The sequence below is a fragment of the Streptomyces sp. NPDC018610 genome (genome assembly GCF_044391765.1).
Taxonomy (GTDB): Bacteria; Actinomycetota; Actinomycetes; order Streptomycetales; family Streptomycetaceae; genus Streptomyces.
In genome coordinates this window covers 1,245,479-1,266,231 of sequence record NZ_JBISAL010000001.1, presented here as the reverse complement: position 1 = coordinate 1,266,231, position 20,753 = coordinate 1,245,479, and the positions used below count along the sequence as shown (strand labels likewise).

The window sequence follows — 20,753 nt, the reverse complement described above, 5'->3', positions numbered from 1 at the left end:
CCACGAACAACCCCATGCCAGGTCACGGCGTGGTGCGGTTGACAGTTTCATAGTGTTTCGGTGGTCATAGCGTGAGGGAAACGCCCGGTTACATTCCGAACCCGGAAGCTAAGCCTTACAGCGCCGATGGTACTGCAGGGGGGACCCTGTGGGAGAGTAGGACACCGCCGAACAAATTTTAGGGAAAACCCCGCACCTCACGGTGCGGGGTTTTCTGCGTTTCAGGGCCCGTCCAGGTTCATATCGGGGTGTGGGCGGGGCAGGCGACGGGGGCTTGCGCCCCGACGGGGGCTTGCGCCCCCTGGACCGGACATCGCGAAGCCGCCGGCGCCTCAGGTTTCGTCAGAGCCGCCCGGCTGCCTTCAACGCGAGATACGCGTCCGCCAGCGCCGGCGCCAGGTCGTCCGGCGTCGCGTCGACGACCGTGACCCCGTGCCGACGGAGCTGCTCGGCGGTGCGATGACGCTCCGTCTGGGAACGGGCGGCTGCCGCGGCCTCGTAGACCGCCTCCACGTTCCCCCGGGCCTCGGCCATGCGGGCGACGCGCGGATCGGCCACCGAGGCGAGCAGCACCGTGTGGCGCTGGGTGAGCTGAGGGAGCACCGGCAGCAGCCCTTCTTCGACGGGGGCCGCGTCCAGGCTGGTCAGCAGGACGATCAGCGAGCGTCGCGGCGCCGTGCGCAGCGCGGTGGCCGTGAGACCGCGGGCGTCCGTCTCGACGAGTTCCGGTTCCAGCGTCGCCAGAGTGCCGACCAGGGCCGGAAGGAGGTGGCCCGCGGCGCGGCCCTGCACCAGGGCGCGTACCCGACGGTCGTAGGCGAGCAGGTCGACGCGGTCGCCGGCGCGTGAGGCGAGTGCCGCCAGCAGCAGGGCGGCGTCCATGGCCGCGTCCAGGCGCGGTGCGTCGCCCACCCGGCCGGCGGAGGTGCGGCCGGTGTCGAGGACCAGCAGAATGTGGCGGTCGCGTTCGGGACGCCAGGTGCGTACCGCCACCGTGGACTGGCGGGCGGTGGCCCGCCAGTCGATGGAGCGGGTGTCGTCGCCGGGCACGTACTCGCGCAGGCTGTCGAACTCGGTTCCCTCGCCGCGGGTGAGGACACTGGTGCGGCCGTCGAGCTCGCGCAGCCGGGCGAGCTTGGACGGCAGGTGCTTGCGGCTGGTGAACGGGGGCAGAACCCGTACCGTCCAGGGCACTTGGTGGGCGCCCTGGCGGGAGACCAGGCCCAGGGGGCCGTAGGAGCGGACGGTGACACGGTCGGCCTGGCGGTCGCCGCGGCGGGTGGGACGCAGTCGTGTCGTGACACGGCGGCGTTCGCCCGGCGGCACTGTCACGCGATGGCGGGAGGCCGTCGTCTCCGTTCCGGGCTGCCAGCTGCTGGGCGGCCAGGCGTCGCGGAGTTCGGCGCGCAGCGGACGACGGGCCGGGTTGGTGACGGTGAGGGTGACGTCGGCGGTCTCGCCCAGGCGTGCGGAGGCGTCGCCGGAGCGCGTGAGGCCGAGGCGGCGTACGGGGGCCGCGAGGGCGTAGTCGCAGGCGCAGGCCAGGGCCAGGGGCGCGTTCACGGCGAGGATGCCCGTCCAGCCGGCGTCCCAGAGGCCGACGGGGAGGGAGCCCAGGGCCGCGAGCAGGGCGGTGCGTCCGGTGAGCGCCATCAGCGGGGGACCGGGACGTGGGCGAGGATCGCGTTGATCACCGAGTCGGCGGTGACGCCCTCCATCTCCGCCTCGGGGCGCAGCTGGACGCGGTGGCGCAGCGTGGGCAGGGCGAGGGCCTTCACGTCGTCGGGGATGACGTAGTCGCGGCCGGTCAGCCAGGCCCAGGCGCGCGAGGTCGACAGCAGGGCGGTGGCGCCGCGCGGGGAGACGCCGAGGGTGAGGGACGGCGATTCCCGGGTGGCGCGGCAGATGTCGACGACGTAGGCGGTGATCTCGGGGGAGACGGTGGTCTTGGCGATCGCCGCGCGGGCCGTGTCGAGGTCGGTGGGGCCGGCGACGGGGCGCACGCCGGCGGCGTGCAGGTCGCGCGGGTCGAAGCCGGCGGCGTGGCGGGTGAGGACGTCGATCTCGTCCTGGCGGGTGGGCAGGGGGATGGTCAGTTTGAGCAGGAAGCGGTCCAGCTGGGCTTCCGGCAGCGGGTAGGTGCCCTCGTACTCGACGGGGTTCTGGGTGGCGATGACGAGGAACGGCTCGGGGAGCGCGCGGGGCGTGCCGTCGACGGTGACCTGGCGCTCCTCCATGGCCTCCAGCAGCGACGACTGGGTCTTCGGCGGGGTCCGGTTGATCTCGTCGGCGAGGACGAGGTTGGTGAAGACCGGGCCGGGCTGGAAGGAGAAGGCGGCGGTGCGGGCGTCGTAGACCAGGGAGCCGGTGACGTCGCTGGGCATCAGGTCGGGGGTGAACTGGACGCGTTTGGTGTCGAGTTCCAGGGCGGCGGCGAGGGTGCGGACGAGGAGTGTCTTGGCGACTCCGGGGACGCCTTCGAGCAGGACGTGGCCGCGGCAGAGCAGGGCGACGACAAGGCCGGTGACGGCGGGGTCCTGGCCGACCACGGCCTTGGCGATCTCGGCGCGCAGGGCTTCGAGGGAGGACCGGGCGGCGGTCGCGTCCCCGGGGCGCCCGGCGTTGTCAGTGGTCGGGTCCATCATGGACGGCGTACCTCTCTTTCGAGGGCGTCGAGTCGGTCGGCGAGGGAGACGAGGGCCGCGTCGTCGCCGGGCGGCGGGCCGAAGAGGAGGTCCTGAAGGGGCTGCGCGTCGCCGTGGAGGTGAGCGGACAGCGCGGGGAGCAGCGCCTCGGGCGTGTGGGCCTGGGCGGCGGGGAGTCCGACGAGGGGGGCGAGGCGGGTGCGTGTGGTGGAGCGGAGGGCGTCGGCGGCGCGGTCGCGGGCGTTCACCTTGCGGTAGAGGCGGGCGCGGCCCTCGGCGGTCTCCGAGGCGTGGATCGCGACGGGGAGTCTTTCGAGTACGAGGGGACCGAAGCGGCGTGCCCGCCACAGGGCGGCGAGGGCGGCGGCGACGAAGAGCTGGAGGGTGCCCCAGAGCCAGCCGGAGGGCAGCAGGTCGAAGAAGCCGCGCTCACCGGTGTCGGGGGCGGAGGCGTCGGTGAGGGAGGGCAGGTACCAGACGAGATGGGGGCGCGAGCCGAGGAGCTGGAGGGCGAGCGAGGCGTTTCCCTGCTCGTCGAGGCGGTCGTTGTAGAGGATGTCGGGGGCGCCGAGGACGACGGTGTCGCCGCCCCGGGGCTGCGGTATGCGCAGCAGGGTGGGCAGGCCGTCGCTGGGGTAGCAGGAGTCGCCGTCGCGGGCGGTGACGGAGTAGCGGACGCCGCCGGTCTCCGCGGTGCCCGCGCGGCGTGCGGCGGGCAGGTGGCATGCGGGGGTGAGCGCGTTGTCGAAGCTGGGTGCGGGGTCGGCGGTGACGCCGGGGACGAGACGGCCGACGGAGGGGGTGTCGGGCGCGATCAGGACGGTGCGTGCGCCGGAGGAGGTGGTCGCCGTGCGGAGCCGGGTCTGCTGGTGGTCGGTGAGCAGGTCGGGGACGGCGACGAGCAGGGTGGTGTCCGGGGTGGCGGCGGTGCGGGCCTGGTCGAGGGTGGTGACCACGCGCGTGGTCACTCCGTGGTCGGCGAGGAGGGCGGCGACGGCGCGGCTGCCGTAGGGGTCGGCGGAGCGCGGGTCGAGGCGGCCGTGCTGGTCGCCCGAGCGCAGTACGGCGATGGCGAGGGCCGCGGCGAGCAGGAGGACGAGGGCGAGGACGATGCCGCGCGCGCGGGTCCATGCCTGGCGGGCGGTGGGCGAGACGGAGGTGGCCGCGGCGGCGGTGCCGGTGGTGGGCGCGGCGCCGGTGTCGGGCGGGGCGGTCATCCGGCGGCTCCCTGGTGGGTGTGGGGGGCCGTGGCGGGGTCGTCGGCGTCGAGGCGGGGGCGGGCGCGTTCCAGGTCGTGGTCGAGGTCGGCGATGCGCCGGTACGCCTGCTCGTCGGCGCTGCGGCCGCCGTAGGTGACGTCGTCGAAGTCGCGGGCGGCGGCGTGGAGCCGGTCGGTGTGGTCGGGCAGGGTGCGGCCGGCCTCGGCGGCGGCCTCGTCGGCGGTGCGGCCGGGGCGTGCGTCGAGGAGGGCGCGTTCCTCCAGGGCGCGGACGAGGGCGCGCATGCGTTCCCGCACGGCCTGGTTCCAGTGGCCCTGGGCGGCGTGCGCCTCGGCGGCGGCGCGGTGGTCGGCGGCGCTGCGCGGGCGGTCGTCGAACAGGGCGGCGGCGGAGGCGGGTTCGCGGCGGGGTGTGCCCAGACGCCACCACAGGGCGCCCAGCACCGCCAGGACGGCCGCGATGACGACGACGAGGCCGACGGTTCCGCCCGGCGCCGCGGCCGACGCGGAGTCGAACAGTTTGCCGATCCAGTTCCAGAAGTGGTCGAGGGCGCGCTGCAGCAGGCCGGGGTCGTTCTCGTGGTACATCCGCTTGGACAGCTCGTGCCGGGCCGCCTCCCGCGCGGGGTCGCGCGGGAGGGTGACGGGCGGCTGCCCGTCGGAGCGCGACTGCGTGAGGAGGGCGGCGGCGCGCGCGGGCAGCGCGGGCCGTACGGCTTCGTGCGCCGCCGCGCGCGGGAGCGCGGGCAGTGCGGTGAGAACTCCCCCCGGCGTGCTCACCGCATCAGCTCCCCGAGGCGGGCACGCCCGAGCCGGGGCCCTGGACGCCCGCGGCGCGGGCCAGTTCGAGGTCGAGGGCCTCGCGGCGGATGCGCTGGTCGATGTAGAGGAGCACGGTGACGCCGGACGAGATCGGGAACTTGATCATGGACCCGATCACCGCGCCGACCCCGCTGACGAGGAGGTACGTCCAGCTGAGGCCGCCGTTGCCGCTCAGCAGGCCGGAGACGCCGTCGTCGCTCATCGCCGCGCCGACGAGGCTGAACGGGATGACGATCACCGCGGAGACGATGCCCGCGATGACGCCGGCCAGCAGCTGGATGCCGAGGACCCGCCACCAGGACCGGTTGACCAGTTTGGCCGAGCGGCTCATCGCCTTCTTGATGCCCTGCTTCTCGAGCATCAGCGCGGGGGAGGCCAGGGAGAAGCGGACCGCCAGCCAGATCGCGACCGCTCCGGCCGCCAGGGCGCCCAGGGCGGCGAGCCCGGTGCCCGCGACGGGCGATCCGGACAGGCCCACGAGGATGCCGGGCAGCAGGCCGACGCCGAAGACGCCGAGACCGATGAGGATCAGGACGGCGATCAGGCCGAAGAGCCGGGGGATCTGGGAGCGGGCGTCACGCCAGGCCTCGCCGAGGGTGACGGGCTTGCCGAGTACGGCGCGGCTGGTGACCGTGGTGAGCAGCGCGGTGGCCAGGACCGTGCCGATCATGGAGACCAGGAAGACGACGCCTGAGCCGAGCAGGGCGCTCCTCATGGCGCGGAGGAGATCTTCGGCGGTGGCGTTCGGGTCGTTGAGCGCGTCGCTGCGGGTGGTGTCGAGGAGCAGGCGCTGCACCAGGATGAGGACGATCTGGGTGACGACCGCGACGGCCAGGGAGATGCCGAGGACGGTGCGCCAGTGGGCGCGCATGGTGGAGACGGCGCCGTCGAGTATCTCGCCCACGCCCAGCGGGCGCAGCGGGATGACGCCGGGCTTGGCCGCGGGCGGCGGGCCGCCCCAGCCGGCTCCCCAGGCGCCGTAGCCGCCGGGGCCGCCGTACCCGCCGGGGCCGCCGTAGCCTCCGGGTCGGCCGTAGCCGCCGTAGCCGCCGTATCCACCGGGGCCGGGTGGGCCGTAGTCGCCGGGGCCGCCGCCCGCGGGCGGCGGGCCGCCCCAGCCGGGGGCCGGCGGCGGCGGCGGTGGCGCCTGCCCGGGGGCGGGGGCGGCCGGGGCTCCGGTGGGCGCGGACCACTGGCCCGGCGGGGGCTGCTCCTTGGACCACTTCCCGCCGGGGGCGTCCGGCCGCGCGTCCGGCTGGTCCGCGGGCTGCGCGGGACCCGGGCGGCCGGCGGTGTCGCCAGGTCCGGTCGCGCCGGGCCGCTGGTCGTCGGACGGGGCGGATCCGGGCGAGGACCAGCCCGGAGTGTCGTTCATCGTGGCTCCTTCACGGTGCCCGTCCGCGGTCGCGGCGGCAGGTTGGCTGCCATCGTGCCATGGGGTGGTCTTCGGGTGACCGGGCGCGGTAGGGGCTGTGCCGCTTCTATTGTCCGGGGGATACGGGGAAGACTGACGGCATGGCTGATCAGTACGCGCAGACTCGCGAGGACAACCGGCCGGCGGGTTCCCCGGCCATCCGCTGGGAGGAGCCGCCCGAGGGTCCGGTCGTGGTGCTCCTCGACCAGACCCGGCTGCCCGCCGAGGAGGTCGAACTGGTGTGCACGGACGCGCCCGCGCTGGTCGAGGCGATCCGTTCGCTGGCCGTGCGCGGGGCGCCGCTGCTCGGCATCGCCGGGGCGTACGGCGTCGCGCTCGCCGCCGCCCGGGGCTTCGACGTGGACGACGCCGCCGCAGCGCTGGCCGGCGCCCGGCCCACGGCGGTGAACCTGTCCGTCGGCGTGCGCCGGGCGCAGTCCGCCTACCGGGCCGCGCTCGCCCGGACCGGTGATCCCCGGCAGGCCGCCCCGGCGGCGCTGGCGGCGGCGCGGCAGCTGCACCAGGAGGACGCCCGGGCCAGCGCGCGGATGGCCGAACACGGGCTGGCGCTGCTGGACGAGCTGCTGCCCGGCGGCGGGCACCGGGTCCTCACCCACTGCAACAGCGGGTCGCTGGTGTCGGGCGGGGAGGGCACGGCGTTCGCGGTGGCGCTCGCCGCGCACCGGGCGGGGCGGCTGCGCCGGCTGTGGGTGGACGAGACCCGGCCGCTGTTCCAGGGCGCCCGGCTGACCGCGTACGAGGCGGCCCGCAACGACCTGGCGTACACGCTGCTCACCGACAACGCGGCGGGGTCGCTGTTCGCGGCCGGCGAGGTGGACGCGGTGCTGGTGGGCGCGGACCGGATCGCGGCGGACGGATCGGTGGCGAACAAGGTGGGCACCTATCCGCTGGCGGTGCTCGCCCGCTACCACCACGTGCCGTTCGTCGTGGTGGCGCCGGTGACGACGGTGGACCTGGACACCCCGGACGCGACGGCCATCGAGGTGGAGCAGCGGCCGGGGTACGAGGTGACCGAGCTGATCGCCCCCCAGATCCCGGCGACGGGAGCGGGCAGCGGCATCCCGGTGGCGCCGCTGGGCACGCAGGCCTACAACCCGGCGTTCGACGTGACGCCGCCCGAACTGGTGACCGCGATCGTCACCGAGGAGGGCGCGCTGTCGCCGGTGACCGGCAAGGGGCTCGCCGAGCTGTGCGCGCGCTCGCGGCAGGCGACCGCCTGACCGCGTGGCCCGTTTTCGCTCCCGGGCCCCCGGATCGTCTTCCCGTGGAGGCTGCGCAGGCGTTCTTCGGGCGAGGGCAGACAGTGACGGCTCCGTACGACTATCGTCACAGGCCAGTGAGCTGCCTCACCTGGATCTTCGCAGCCGTTACGAGAATGGGATGATGTCGTTCATGAAGGGACGAGTCCTTGTCGTCGACGACGACACCGCACTGGCCGAAATGCTCGGGATCGTGCTGCGTGGTGAGGGTTTCGAGCCGTCGTTCGTGGCCGACGGCGACAAGGCGCTGGCCGCTTTCCGCGAGGCGAAGCCCGATCTGGTGCTGCTGGACCTGATGCTGCCCGGCCGGGACGGCATCGAGGTGTGCCGCCTGATCAGGGCGGAGTCCGGCGTGCCGATCGTGATGCTGACGGCCAAGAGCGACACGGTCGACGTCGTCGTGGGCCTGGAGTCCGGCGCCGACGACTACATCGTGAAGCCGTTCAAGCCCAAGGAGCTCGTGGCCCGCATCCGGGCGCGGCTGCGCAGGTCGGAGGAGCCCGCGCCGGAGCAGCTGGCCATCGGTGACCTCGTCATCGATGTGGCCGGGCACTCCGTGAAGCGGGACGGGCAGTCGATCGCGCTGACCCCGCTGGAGTTCGACCTGCTGGTCGCGCTCGCCCGCAAGCCCTGGCAGGTCTTCACCCGCGAGGTGCTGCTGGAGCAGGTGTGGGGCTACCGCCACGCGGCGGACACGCGCCTGGTCAACGTGCACGTCCAGCGGCTGCGCTCCAAGGTCGAGAAGGACCCGGAGAAGCCGGAGATCGTGGTGACCGTCCGTGGGGTCGGCTACAAGGCCGGACCGAGCTGACATGTCCGGGGACAGTGCCGCTTCGGCGTCCGGACGGTCCGGAACCCGCACGGGGCGGCCTGTCGGCCGGACGGGTGCGGGCTCCCGCTGGGGACGCCTCCTGGAGGGCGGGCTGCTGCACGGAGGCGTGCAGGGCAGCCCCGTACTGCGCCTGCTCATACGCTGGGTGCGCCGGCCGCTGCTGCCGGTCATGCGGCTGTGGCGGCGCAACATCCAGCTCAAGGTCGTCGCCACCACGCTGCTGATGTCGCTGGGCGTCGTGCTGCTGCTGGGCTTCGTCGTGATCGGCCAGGTGCGCAACGGGCTGCTGGACGCCAAGGTCAAGGCGTCCCAGAGCCAGGCCACCGGAGGCTTCGCGGTGGCCAAGCAGAAGGCCGACGAGGCCGCGACCGGCACCGCCGACGACGGCACCTCCGGGGACGGCCGCTCCTCGCAGAACCTCATCTCGTGGATGAGCGAGCTGGTGTCCTCGCTCTCCAGCGGCGGCCAGGGCGCCTTCGACGTCGTCACGCTCCCCACCGGGGACGACGGCGCCGGCGGCCGCGGCCCGCGCGCCTCCGGCCGGGTGGACCCCACCGCGAGCGTCCCCGAGGACCTGCGGGCGCGGATCAACGACAGCGTGACCGCCGCGCAGAGCTACACCCGCATCATCTACAAGGACACCGACAAGCAGCCGCAGCCCGCCCTGGTCATCGGCAAGCAGGTCAACGACCCCAACGGCGACCCGTACCAGCTGTACTACCTCTTCCCGCTCAGCCAGGAGGAGAAGTCGCTCAGCCTGGTCAAGGGGACCCTGGCGACGGCCGGCCTGTTCGTCGTCGTCCTGCTCGGGGCCATCGCCTGGCTGGTCGTGCGCCAGGTCGTCACGCCCGTGCGGATGGCGGCCGGCATCGCCGAGCGGCTGTCGGCCGGACGCCTCCAGGAACGGATGAAGGTCACCGGCGAGGACGACATCGCACGCCTGGGCGAGGCCTTCAACAAGATGGCGCAGAACCTCCAGCTGAAGATCAACCAGCTGGAGGACCTGTCCCGGATGCAGCGCCGGTTCGTCTCCGACGTCTCGCACGAGCTGCGGACGCCGCTGACGACGGTGCGGATGGCCGCCGATGTCATCCACGAGGCGCGCGAGGACTTCGACCCGGTCACCGCGCGCTCGGCGGAGCTGCTCCTCGACCAGGTCGACCGTTTCGAGTCGCTGCTGGCCGACCTGCTGGAGATCAGCCGCTTCGACGCGGGCGCGGCGGCGCTGGACGCCGACGCCATCGACCTGCGCGAGGTCGTACGGCGGGTGGTCAGCGGGGCCGAGCCGCTCGCCGAGCGCAAGGGCACCCTGATACGCGTCGTCGGCGACCAGCAGCCCGTCGTCGCCGAGGCCGACGCACGCCGCGTGGAGCGCGTCCTGCGCAACCTCGTCGTCAACGCCGTCGAGCACGGCGAGGGCCGGGACGTCGTCGTCAAGCTCGCCGCGGCGGGCGGCGCGGTCGCGGTCGCGGTCCGCGACTACGGCGTCGGGCTCAAGCCCGGTGAGGCCACCCGCGTCTTCAGCCGCTTCTGGCGCGCCGACCCGGCCCGCGCGCGTACCACCGGCGGTACGGGCCTCGGGCTGTCGATCGCGCTGGAGGACGCCCGGCTGCACGGCGGCTGGCTGCAGGCGTGGGGCGAGCCGGGCGGCGGCTCGCAGTTCCGGCTGACGCTGCCCAGGACGGCGGACGAACCGCTGCGCGGCTCGCCGATCCCGCTCGAACCCAAGGACTCGCGCCGCAACCGGGGACTCGGCGACGCCGCCGGCTCCCAGGGCGGCGGCAAGCCGGCCACCGTGCCGGTGCAGGCGACCGGCGACCGGACGGCGGCGGGCCGGGGCCCGATAGCGGCCCGCCCGGCCGCGACGACCGCCACCGCCGATCCGACGGCACTGCCGGGCAACGGCGCACGCGTGGTGCCCCGCCCCGCCTCGGGCGGGCGGCGGCCGGACGCGGTGACTGGCACGGACACGATGTCCGGCACGGGCGCGATGTCCGCCACGGAAGCGGCGCAGGACCGGAGCGCGGGCTCCGCGGACCCGGAGGGAGCCGGGCCGCGGGACGCGGAACAGCAAGGGGAGGCATTCCGTGGGCGCTGAGCGCGAGGGGGGCGCGCGGCGTCGGCCGTTGCGCGCGGTGGCGTACGCCGCCTGGGGGACGGTCCTGCTGGCCGGGTGCGCCTCGATGCCCGACAACGGGGACCTGCGGAACGTCGAGTCGACCCAGCGCCAGGACGCCGAGGTCCGCGTGTTCGCGATGCCGCCCCGGGAGGACGCCCCGCCCGCGGAGATCGTGCAGGGCTTCCTGGAGGCGCTGACCAGCGACGACCCGACGTATGCGACGGCGCGCCAGTATCTGACCGGCGCGGCCTCACAGCAGTGGGACCCCGAGCAGTCCACGACCGTGCTCGCCAACGGGCCGGACATCCAGACCGGACGCTCCACGGGGCGCGAGGACGCCGGGGACTACGCGGTCACGCTGACCGGCAGCAAGGTGGCCCGGGTGGACCGGGAGCAGTCGTACACGCCGCTCGACGGGCACTACGGGCAGGCGGTGCACCTGACGCGGGACAAGAAGACCGAGCAGTGGCGCATCGACGCGCCGCCGCAGGGCGTCGTCATGGGGCAGTCGGACTTCCAGCGCAACTACATGTCCGTCGACAAGTACTACTTCGCCTCCAACACCCGGACCACGGCGGGCACCCCGGCGACCGCCGTCGCCGACCCCGTCTTCGTGCGCCGGCGGGTGGACGCGATGACGCGGACGGTGAGTTCCGTCATCGCCGGGCCCACCGCCTGGCTGCGGCCCGTGGTCAGGTCGAGTTTCCCGTCCGGCGCGAGGCTGCGCAGGGGCACGGCCGCGCTGTCGCCCGACGACCAGAACCGGCTGACGGTGCCGCTGAACGACAAGGGCTCCCGGGTCGGGCACGCGCGGTGCTCGGAGATGGCGGCCCAGTTGCTGTTCACGCTGCAGAACCTGACCCCGACCGTGGACACGGTGACCCTTCAGGGGGCGGACGGCAGGACGCTGTGCACGCTCGGCGAGGACCAGGCGCGCACCGTCGCCGCCCGCGGCTCCGAGAAGCGGCCCGAGTACCTGTATTTCCTCGACGACAAGCGCCGGCTGGTGCGGATGGCCGGCGGCAGCACCGGCACGAGCGCCGAACCGGTGCCGGGCGCGCTGGGCGAGGGCGTGCAGAAGCTCAGTTCCGCGGCGGTGTCGTGGGACGAGCGCACCGCCGCCGGGATCGGCTTCGACCAGAGGTCGCTGTTCGTCGGATCGCTGGTGTCGGGCGGCCCGCTCGGCGACCCGGTGCTGCAGAGCCAGGGCAAGACGGAGAAGGAACGGCTGACGTCGCCGAGCTGGGACGCGCGCGGTGATCTGTGGGTGGCCGACCGCGATCCGGCCCGGCCGCGCCTGCTGGTGCTGGAGCAAGGCGCGGGCCGGCCGCTCGAGGTGCGGGTGCCCGGCCTGGACGGGCGCATCGACGCGGTGCGGGTGGCCGCCGACGGAGTGCGGATAGCGCTGGTCGTGGTGCACGGGGACGGCAAGAGCTCCCTGCTCGTCGGGCGGATCGAGCGCGACGAGAGCGGCGACGGGGGTGACGGGGACGGGGGCGACGGGGACCGGCCGATGGTGTCGGTGCTGGAGCTGCGTCCCGCCGCCCCCGAACTGGAGGACGTCACCGCCATGTCGTGGGCGGGCGACAGCCGGCTCGTGGTGGCCGGGCAGGAGCAGGGGGGCGTGCAGACGATGCGGTACGTCCAGGTCGACGGCTCCACGCCGGAGGGGCCCACGCCGGCCGCGCTCACCGGAGTGCAGTCGATCGCGGCGTCCGAGGACGACCGGATGCCGCTGGTGGCGTACTCGTCGGCCGACGGCATCGTCCGGCTGCCGGCCGGGGCGCAGTGGCAGAAGGTGCTCAAGGAGGGGGCGGCGCCGGTCTATCCGGGGTGACACCGGTCCGTTCGGGGTGATGACGCCGGTCTGTCCTGGGTGATGACGCCGGTCCGTCCGGGGTGATGACGCCGGTCCGTCCGGGGTGGCGCTGACGCTGTACGTCACCCGCCGTCGGAGTCGGCGGCCGTTCGTCCCCCGGAGCCAGGAGCCCGAAGCTCGGAGCCCAGGGCCGGTAGCCGGCCCCGCCGATCGGCTGCGGGGCCGGGCGACGAGGTTCGTCCGTCGTCGGCGAGGCGGCGTGCTCCTTTCACTCGTGTGGGTGGAGCTCTGGCGGGTGTGGGCCGAGTTGTCCACAGGGTCTTCTCCCGCGTTCTCCACAGGGGTGGCCGGGGTGGCGCGGCGTCGGCACAGTGGACTCGTGCACGGGTGGTGGCGGGACCTCGCCGACCTGGTGCTGCCGACCGAGTGCGCCGGCTGCGGCAGGCCGCGCACGGTGCTGTGTCCCCGGTGCCGTGCCGTCCTCGGCGGGTCCCCGCCACGCCGGGTGCGTCCGGCGCCGGAGCCGCCGGGGCTGCCCGCCGTGCACGCGGCGGCTCCGTACGCGGACGAGGTGAGGGCGGCCCTCCTCGCCCACAAGGAGCGCGGCGCGCTGGCTCTCGCGGCCCCGCTGGGCGCCGCTCTGGCGGGCGCGGTGCGGGCCGGGCTCCGGCGGGCGGGGCACGGTGGCGGCGGGGCCGTGCGGGTCCGGCGGGCCGGGTACCCGGGGACCGTGCTGCTCGTTCCCGTGCCGTCGGCGCGGCGTGCGGTGCGGGCCCGGGGGCACGATCCGGCGCGGCGGATCGCGCTCGCGGCGGCGGCGGAGCTGCGCCGGTCGGGGACGTCCGCCCGGGCGCCGGCGGTGCTGCGGCAGCGGCGTGCCGTCGCCGACCAGTCGGGGCTGGACTCCCGGCAGCGGCTGGCGAACCTCGCCGGTGCGCTGGAGGTGACGCCGGGCGGTGTCCGGCTGCTGGAGGAGGGACCGGTCGTGCTGGTCGACGACCTGATGACCACGGGCGCCTCGCTGGCGGAGGCGGCGCGTGCGGTGACATCGGCCGTGTACGCGGCGTCGGTCCGGGAAGGGATGGGGGAACGGAACTCGGGAACACGGCGGAAGGAGGGGAACCCGTTGTATGGCGCATCGGAATTGGCGGGCACGTACGGCGCCGGAGAAGTGATCTGCGCGGCGGTCGTCGCGTCCTCGCCGGATTCCTTCGAAATAAACCGGAACTGACTGAGAACTTGCGTCGTTGCAGGTAATGACAGGCGTAATTCACCTGAACGGAGGTACGCCTCAGTAGAGGGTGACGTCATCCGTCCGGGCGAGATATGTTCGGTTGTGAGGGAAAGGCGCAGGCCGCTCCCGCCATATCGGAATGCCGTGCTGAGGGTTTGCGGGTCGGCTGGTTATCCGCATTCACCCCCATCGGCAGGGTGGAGATCTCGCCCGCGGGGGAGGAGGAGGTGGACGTCACCGAGTCCGAGGTTCCGGGCCTGACCGGAACCGGGTGCGAAAGGGAGATGCTCCGCCGTCGAAGCGGGGCGATCCGGGAACGGAGTTCTGCGTGGACATCGTCGTCAAGGGCCGCAAGACCGAGGTGCCCGAGCGGTTCCGCAAGCACGTGGCCGAGAAGCTGAACCTGGAGAAGATCCAGAAGCTCGATGGCAAGGTGATCAGCCTCGACGTCGAGGTGTCCAAGGAGCCCAACCCCCGACAGGCCGACCGATGCGACCGAGTGGAGATCACGCTCCGCTCCCGCGGTCCGGTGATCCGGGCGGAGGCAGCGGCCAGCGATCCGTACGCGGCGCTCGACATGGCGGCGGAGAAGCTGGGTGCCCGGCTGCGCAAGCAGCACGACAAGCGTTTCTCGCGTCGCGGCGCGCGCAGGATCCCGGCGGCCGAGGTGGCCGACCACGTGCCGGGCGCGGCGACGTTGAACGGCAACGGCCTGACCACCGCTCAGGACGAGGCGGGCCAGGTGCCCACCAAGAAGGTCGGTTCGCTGGAGGTGCAGGGGGACGGACCCCTCGTCGTCCGCGAGAAGACCCACGTCGCCTCTCCGATGACCCTCGACCAGGCGCTCTACGAGATGGAGCTGGTCGGGCACGACTTCTACCTGTTCGTCGACTCCGAGACCAAGGAGCCCAGCGTCGTCTACCGGCGGCACGCCTATGACTACGGTGTGATCCACCTCAGGACGGACACGATGGTCGCCGAGGACCACTCGCCCGAGGCGGGCGGCACGCTGGGCGGCTGATCCCGGCCCGTCCCGGCTGACCCCGGTCGGATCCTCCGCCCGCCCGGCAGCCGGCGGTGCCCCTGGGGCGCGTGTGCGCCCCCAGGGGCACCCGTGTGCGACCCCTTCGCGCCCCGTTCGCGCCCCGCTTGGTCACCGCAGTGCCGACCGGACATGGAATCATGGCCGCAACGGCCCAACCGCTGGGCCGTTGCCTTGGGTTGGCCACGGCACCGCACACTCGGCCACAGCCTCAGGGGGAGGAACGACGATGACGGACAGCTTCGGACCGCCGGGGGACGAGGGCGCCGACGGCCTCGACGGAACAGGCGCGGACACGGGCGCGTCCCGCGCCGAGCCGATCAGGGTCCTTGTCGTGGACGACCACGCCCTCTTCCGCCGCGGCCTGGAGATCGTGCTCGCCGCCGAGGAGGACATCCAGGTGGTCGGCGAGGCCGGGGACGGCGCCGAGGCCGTCGACAAGGCGGCCGATCTGCTGCCCGACATCGTGCTGATGGACGTCCGGATGCCCAAGCGGGGCGGGATCGAGGCGTGCACCTCGATCAAGGAGGTCGCCCCCAGCGCCAAGATCATCATGCTGACGATCAGTGACGAGGAGGCCGACCTCTACGAAGCCATCAAGGCGGGCGCGACCGGCTATCTCCTCAAGGAGATCTCCACCGACGAGGTGGCCACCGCCATCCGCGCGGTGGCCGACGGCCAGTCGCAGATCAGCCCGTCCATGGCGTCGAAGCTGCTCACCGAGTTCAAGTCGATGATCCAGCGCACCGACGAGCGCCGTCTCGTCCCCGCCCCCCGGCTGACCGACCGTGAGCTGGAGGTCCTCAAGCTGGTGGCCACCGGCATGAACAACCGGGACATCGCCAAGGAACTGTTCATCTCCGAGAACACCGTGAAGAACCACGTCCGCAACATCCTGGAGAAGCTGCAGCTGCACTCCAGGATGGAGGCGGTCGTCTACGCGATGCGGGAGAAGATCCTCGAGATCCGCTGAAGCGCAGGAACCGGGCCCGGGCGCTCAGCCCAGGACGCGGGCCAGCTCCCGGGCGAGCGGATCGCGCAGTTCGGGGGCGTCCACCCGTTCGACGCGTACGTCCGTGCAGCCCACCCAGCCCGCCGCCTCGGCCAGCGCCTGTGCCACGGCCGGCACGGCACGGGCGCCGTCCAGGGTGACCTGCCTGGCCACCAGCGTGCGGCCCTCGCGGGCGGGGTCCACCCGGCCGACGAGCCGGCCCCCGGCGAGCACCGGCATCGCGAAGTAGCCGTACACCCGCTTGGGCTTGGGGACGTAGGCCTCCAGGCGGTGGGTGAAGCCGAAGATCCGCTCGGTGCGTGCCCGGTCCCAGACCAGGGAGTCGAAGGGCGACAGCAGCGTGGTGCGGTGCCGGCCGCGCGGGGGCGTCGCCAGGGCCGCCGGATCCGCCCAGGCGGGCTTGGACCAGCCCTCGACCGTGACGGGGACCAGGCCCGATTCCGCGATCACCGCGTCGACCTGATCGGCCTTGAGCCGGTGATAGTCGGCGATGTCCGCGCGCGTGCCCACGCCGAGGGACCGGCCCGCCAGCCGGACCAGGCGGCGCAGGCACTCGGCGTCGTCCAGCTCGTCGTGCAGCAGCTCCGCCGGGACCGCGCGCTCGGCGAGGTCGTACACCCGCTTCCAGCCGCGGCGCTCGACGCAGACCACCTCGCCGTACATCAGCGCGCGCTCGACGGCGACCTTGGTGCCGGACCAGTCCCACCAGTCGTTGGTCTTCTTGGCCCCGCCCAGCTCGGTGGCGGTCAGCGGGCCCTCGGCGCGCAGCTGCTTGACGACCTGGTCGTAGACCCCCTCGGGCAGCCGGTGGTTCCAGTGCGGGCGGTCGCGGTAGGCGCGGCGGCGGAAGGCGAAGTGGGGCCACTCCTCGATGGGGAGGACGCAGGCGGCGTGCGACCAGTACTCGAACGCGTGGGTGTCGGACCAGTAGGCGCGGTCGACGGCCTCGCGGCCGACGGCGCCGAGGCGCGCGTAGGGGATCAGCTCGTGGGAGCGGGCGAGGACCGAGATGGTGTCGAGCTGGACCGCGCCGAGGTGGCGCAGGACGCCCCGGACGCCCGAGCGCCGGTCGGGAGCGCCGAGGAAGCCCTGGGCGCGCAGGGCGATCCGGCGGGCTTCGTCCGCCGAGAGGTCGGTGGTGGGGCGCGGGAGCGAGGTCATGACTCCGCACGATAGGGGCCCGCACTGACAGTGCGGGCCCGGGCTGCGGAATCGCCCGCCGGGGGCGCTCACGCGCGGGCGGGCGCCGCCCGGACCGACGCCGGCCGCGCCTCCTGGCGAGGCGCGCTCACGCGCGCGGGCGGGCGCGGACGGGCCCGGTGCGCGCTGGTCCTCCGGGAGGGAACGCGCTCACACGCGTGCGGGCAGGCCGGACCGGGTCGGTCCGCCCGGTCCGGTGGGCGGACGCGCTCACACGCGTGCGGGCAGGTAGGGGGCCGTCGAGGCGAGGCCCAGGTCGCAGGGGAGCAGAGAGCCCACCCAGCAGTCCCGCAGCACCCCGTTGTTGTTGAGCGCGGCGCGCAAGGTGCCCTCCACGGTGAAACCGGCCCGTTCGGCCACCGCGCGCGAGGCCCGGTTGCCGACCTCGGCGCGCCATTCCAGGCGGTCGACGCCGCGGTGGGTGAAGGCCCAGCGGGCGGTGGCGTCGACCGCCTCGCCGACGTAGCCGTTGCCGCGGTGTTCCTTCGTCGCCCAGAAGCCGATCTCGCCCGTCCCCAGGGAGCGCATGGTGATGCCGAGCATGCCGGCCAGCTCCCCGTGCGGCAGGAAGAGGCCGAAGGTGAACATCGAGCCGTCGGCCCAGCCGTCGGGAACCTGCTGGTCGGTGAAGCCCCGCGCGTGTTCGTACTGATAGGGGGAGGGGATCGTGGTCCAGCGCTGGATGTCCGGGTCCTGCGCCGCGGCGTGGACGGCGTCGGTGTCGGCGGGGCCGACGGTGCGCAGCAGGAGGCGGTCGGTGGTGAGCTCGGCGGGTTCCATCGGCTGATTCTGCTCGGGCAGCGCGAACGGACGCCATTCATTTCGCGGTGTGTGGGCGGACGGTCACCATTCGCGCGATTCGTCGGGGGAAGGCGGCACCATCGGCGGCCCCGGTCCGTTGTCCTTTGTGAAGGCGACGCGCAGCAGTGGACGCGTGCCGTCGCGGCAGGCCCTCCCGGCGTGGCGGGGTCCTCGCATACGATGGCCGTTGCTCAGTCAAGTCAAATGGAAACCGACCGTCCCAGGCCCGACCGGCAAGGAGACCAACCCCCGTGTCCGTCCTCTCGAAGATCATGCGTGCAGGCGAAGGCAAGATCCTGCGCAAGCTGCACCGCATCGCGGGCCAGGTGAACTCCATCGAAGAGGACTTCGTCGGCCTCTCCGACGCCGAGCTGCGCGCGCTCACCGACGAGTACAAGCAGCGGTACGCCGACGGCGAGAGCCTGGACGACCTCCTGCCCGAGGCGTTCGCCACCGTACGCGAGGCCGCCAAGCGCGTCCTCGGCCAGCGGCACTACGACGTGCAGCTGATGGGCGGCGCCGCCCTGCACCTGGGGTACGTCGCCGAGATGAAGACCGGCGAGGGCAAGACGCTCGTCGGCACCCTGCCCGCGTACCTCAACGCGCTGTCCGGCGACGGCGTCCACATCGTCACGGTCAACGACTACCTGGCCGAGCGCGACTCGGAGATGATGGGCCGGGTCCACCGGTTCCTGGGTCTGAGCGTCGGCTGCATCCTCGCCAACATGACGCCGGCCCAGCGCCGCGAGCAGTACGCCTGCGACATCACCTACGGCACCAACAACGAGTTCGGCTTCGACTACCTGCGCGACAACATGGCCTGGTCGAAGGACGAACTGGTCCAGCGCGGCCACAACTTCGCGGTCGTCGACGAGGTCGACTCGATCCTCGTCGACGAGGCCCGTACGCCGCTGATCATCTCCGGCCCGGCCGACCAGGCCACCAAGTGGTACGGCGACTTCGCCAAGCTGGTCACCCGCCTGAAGAAGGGCGAGGCGGGCAACCCCCTCAAGGGCGTCGAGGAGACCGGCGACTACGACGTCGACGAGAAGAAGCGCACCGTCGCCATCCACGAGTCCGGTGTCTCCAAGGTCGAGGACTGGCTGGGCATCGACAACCTCTACGAGTCGGTGAACACCCCGCTCGTCGGGTACCTGAACAACGCCATCAAGGCCAAGGAGCTCTTCAAGCGCGACAAGGACTACGTCGTCATCGACGGCGAGGTCATGATCGTCGACGAGCACACCGGCCGTATCCTCGCCGGCCGCCGCTACAACGAGGGCATGCACCAGGCGATCGAGGCGAAGGAAGGGGTGGACATCAAGGACGAGAACCAGACGCTCGCGACGATCACCCTGCAGAACTTCTTCCGCCTCTACGGCAAGCTCTCCGGCATGACCGGTACGGCGATGACCGAGGCCGCCGAGTTCCACCAGATCTACAAGCTCGGCGTGGTCCCGATCCCGACCAACAAGCCGATGATCCGCAAGGACCAGTCGGACCTGATCTACCGCACCGAGATCGCCAAGTTCGAGGCGGTCGTCGACGACATCGCGGAGAAGCACGAGAAGGGCCAGCCGATCCTGGTCGGCACCACCTCGGTCGAGAAGTCCGAGTACCTCTCGCAGCAGCTCAGCAAGCGCGGCATCCAGCACGAGGTGCTCAACGCCAAGCAGCACGAGCGTGAGGCGTCGATCGTCGCCCAGGCCGGCCGCAAGGGCGCCGTGACGGTGGCGACCAACATGGCCGGCCGCGGTACGGACATCAAGCTCGGCGGCAACCCCGAGGACCTCGCCGAGGCGGAGCTGCGTCAGCGCGGCCTCGACCCCGAGGAGCACATCGAGGAGTGGGCCGCCGCCCTGCCCGCGGCCCTGGAGAAGGCCGAGGCGGCGGTCAAGGCCGAGAAGGACGAGGTCGAGAAGCTCGGCGGCCTCTACGTGCTGGGCACCGAGCGGCACGAGTCGCGCCGGATCGACAACCAGCTGCGCGGCCGCAGCGGCCGTCAGGGCGACCCGGGGGAGTCCCGCTTCTACCTCTCCCTCGGCGACGACCTGATGCGTCTGTTCAAGGCGCAGATGGTCGAGCGCGTGATGTCGATGGCGAACGTCCCCGACGACGTGCCGATCGAGAACAAGATGGTCACGCGCGCGATCGCCTCCGCGCAGTCGCAGGTCGAGACGCAGAACTTCGAGACGCGTAAGAACGTCCTGAAGTACGACGAGGTGCTCAACCGCCAGCGCGAGGTCATCTACGGCGAGCGGCGGCGCGTCCTGGAGGGCGAGGACCTGCACGAGCAGGTGCAGCACTTCATGGACGACACCATCGACGCCTACGTCGGCGCCGAGACCGCCGAGGGCTTCCCCGAGGACTGGGACCTGGACCGGCTGTGGGGCGCCTTCAAGCAGCTCTACCCGGTGAAGGTCACCGTGGAGGAGCTGGAGGAGGCCGCCGGCGACCGTGCGGGTCTGACGGCGGAGTTCATCGGCGACTCCATCAAGGACGACATCCACGAGCAGTACGAGGCGCGTGAGGCGCAGCTCGGCTCGGAGATCATGCGTGAGCTGGAGCGGCGGGTCGTGCTGTCGGTCCTGGACCGCAAGTGGCGCGAGCACCTCTACGAGATGGACTATCTCCAGGAGGGCATCGGTCTGCGCGCGATGGCCCAGAAGGACCCGCTGGTCGAGTACCAGCGCGAGGGCTTCGACATGTTCTCCGCGATGATGGACGGCATCAAGGAGGAGTCCGTCGGCTACCTGTTCAACCTGGAGGTCCAGGTCGAGCAGCAGGTCGAGGAGGTTCCGGTCGAGGACGCCGCGCCGTCCCTGGAGAAGGCGCCGCAGGACGCGGTGCCGGCGCAGGCGGGTGCGCGGCCGGAGATCCGGGCCAAGGGGCTGGATGCTCCGCAGCGGCGTGAGCTGCACTTCTCCGCTCCTACGGTGGACGGTGAGGGTGGTGTCGTCGAGGGCGAGTTCGCCAGCGACGACGAGCCGGTGCGGTCGGAGTCGGACGGGCTCACTCGGGCGGAGCGGCGCAAGCAGGCGAAGGCGGGGCGCCGCCGGAAGAAGTGACCATCGCTCCTTGAGGAGCGGGGGTGTGAGGGGCCGGGCGCTTTTTGGGCGCCCGGCCCCTCTGTGTGGGTGTGTGCCGCTTTGTGGAGGGGTGGGTGGCCCGGCGGGGCGTCGGGGGCGGGGTGGGGGCGCTGGCCCGCGCGGGCGGGGGCCGCTGCGCCCACCCTCCCCGAGCTCTTGAGGAGCAGGGTGGACCCCCATCGCCTGCGGCACGGTCGCCCGCGGTTACGGGTGGCGCGGTGGCGC

Annotated in this window: 15 protein-coding genes and 1 rRNA gene; 9 read left to right on the top strand and 7 right to left on the bottom strand. The window is 73.0% G+C overall.

Annotated features, from left to right (window positions below):
• The first annotated feature begins 56 nt into the window (after positions 1-56).
• Positions 57-173 (top strand): 5S ribosomal RNA (rrf, locus tag ACH5A8_RS05545).
• Between the two features lie 169 nt (positions 174-342).
• Here rrf and ACH5A8_RS05540 read toward each other — a convergent pair.
• The 5 genes from ACH5A8_RS05540 to ACH5A8_RS05520 are packed head-to-tail and all read right to left on the bottom strand — an operon-like array spanning position 343 to position 6,061.
• Positions 343-1,653, bottom strand: a complete 1,311-nt coding sequence (locus tag ACH5A8_RS05540; RefSeq protein WP_398998177.1) for a DUF58 domain-containing protein — start codon at positions 1,651-1,653, stop codon at positions 343-345.
• Positions 1,653-2,642 carry an AAA family ATPase gene (locus ACH5A8_RS05535; protein ID WP_398998175.1) on the bottom strand — a complete coding sequence of 330 codons (990 nt, stop codon included), beginning with the start codon at positions 2,640-2,642 and terminating at the stop codon, positions 1,653-1,655. Before ACH5A8_RS05535 ends, ACH5A8_RS05540 begins: the two co-directional genes overlap by 1 nt.
• Positions 2,642-3,862, bottom strand: coding sequence for a DUF4350 domain-containing protein (locus ACH5A8_RS05530; RefSeq protein WP_398998173.1), 1,221 nt, complete (start codon positions 3,860-3,862; stop codon positions 2,642-2,644). The genes ACH5A8_RS05535 and ACH5A8_RS05530 overlap by 1 nt, the downstream gene beginning before the upstream one ends.
• The gene (locus ACH5A8_RS05525; protein WP_398998171.1) at positions 3,859-4,644 is read right to left on the bottom strand and encodes a DUF4129 domain-containing protein; all 786 of its coding nucleotides are present in this window, start codon (positions 4,642-4,644) and stop codon (positions 3,859-3,861) included. The genes ACH5A8_RS05530 and ACH5A8_RS05525 overlap by 4 nt, the downstream gene beginning before the upstream one ends.
• A gap of 4 nt (positions 4,645-4,648) precedes the next feature.
• Complete coding sequence (locus ACH5A8_RS05520) at positions 4,649-6,061, bottom strand: glycerophosphoryl diester phosphodiesterase membrane domain-containing protein (RefSeq protein ID WP_398998169.1); 1,413 nt, start codon at positions 6,059-6,061, stop codon at positions 4,649-4,651.
• Positions 6,062-6,201: 140 nt separating this feature from the next.
• On the opposite strand from ACH5A8_RS05520, the gene mtnA reads away from it, so the two are divergent.
• From mtnA to ACH5A8_RS05485, 7 genes are all read left to right on the top strand, one after another.
• On the top strand, positions 6,202-7,341 hold the full coding sequence (gene mtnA / locus ACH5A8_RS05515) for an S-methyl-5-thioribose-1-phosphate isomerase (protein WP_398998167.1): 1,140 nt from the start codon (positions 6,202-6,204) through the stop codon (positions 7,339-7,341).
• A gap of 160 nt (positions 7,342-7,501) precedes the next feature.
• Positions 7,502-8,191, top strand: a complete 690-nt coding sequence (gene mtrA / locus ACH5A8_RS05510) for a two-component system response regulator MtrA (RefSeq protein WP_009188938.1) — start codon at positions 7,502-7,504, stop codon at positions 8,189-8,191.
• 1 nt (position 8,192) lies between these two features.
• On the top strand, positions 8,193-10,310 hold the full coding sequence (mtrB, locus tag ACH5A8_RS05505) for an MtrAB system histidine kinase MtrB (protein ID WP_398998164.1): 2,118 nt from the start codon (positions 8,193-8,195) through the stop codon (positions 10,308-10,310).
• A complete protein-coding gene (locus ACH5A8_RS05500) occupies positions 10,300-12,168 on the top strand; it encodes an LpqB family beta-propeller domain-containing protein (protein ID WP_398998162.1) in 1,869 nt (622 codons plus the stop codon). The genes mtrB and ACH5A8_RS05500 overlap by 11 nt, the downstream gene beginning before the upstream one ends.
• 361 nt (positions 12,169-12,529) lie before the next feature.
• Positions 12,530-13,381, top strand: a complete 852-nt coding sequence (locus ACH5A8_RS05495; protein WP_398998160.1) for a ComF family protein — start codon at positions 12,530-12,532, stop codon at positions 13,379-13,381.
• 331 nt (positions 13,382-13,712) lie between these two features.
• Positions 13,713-14,405, top strand: a complete 693-nt coding sequence (gene hpf, locus ACH5A8_RS05490; protein ID WP_398998158.1) for a ribosome hibernation-promoting factor, HPF/YfiA family — start codon at positions 13,713-13,715, stop codon at positions 14,403-14,405.
• Between the two features lie 250 nt (positions 14,406-14,655).
• Positions 14,656-15,399, top strand: coding sequence for a response regulator (locus tag ACH5A8_RS05485; protein WP_398998156.1), 744 nt, complete (start codon positions 14,656-14,658; stop codon positions 15,397-15,399).
• A 24-nt stretch (positions 15,400-15,423) separates the two neighbouring features.
• On the opposite strand, the gene ACH5A8_RS05480 is transcribed toward ACH5A8_RS05485, so the two are convergent.
• Together ACH5A8_RS05480 and ACH5A8_RS05475 are read right to left on the bottom strand one after the other, a co-directional pair.
• Entirely contained in the window at positions 15,424-16,599 is a 1,176-nt protein-coding gene (locus ACH5A8_RS05480) for a winged helix-turn-helix domain-containing protein (protein WP_398998155.1), read from the bottom strand.
• A gap of 249 nt (positions 16,600-16,848) precedes the next feature.
• On the bottom strand, positions 16,849-17,418 hold the full coding sequence (locus ACH5A8_RS05475; RefSeq protein ID WP_398998153.1) for a GNAT family N-acetyltransferase: 570 nt from the start codon (positions 17,416-17,418) through the stop codon (positions 16,849-16,851).
• Positions 17,419-17,690: 272 nt separating this feature from the next.
• On the opposite strand from ACH5A8_RS05475, the gene secA reads away from it, so the two are divergent.
• Positions 17,691-20,507, top strand: a complete 2,817-nt coding sequence (secA, locus tag ACH5A8_RS05470) for a preprotein translocase subunit SecA (protein ID WP_398998151.1) — start codon at positions 17,691-17,693, stop codon at positions 20,505-20,507.
• Positions 20,508-20,753 lie beyond the last annotated feature (246 nt).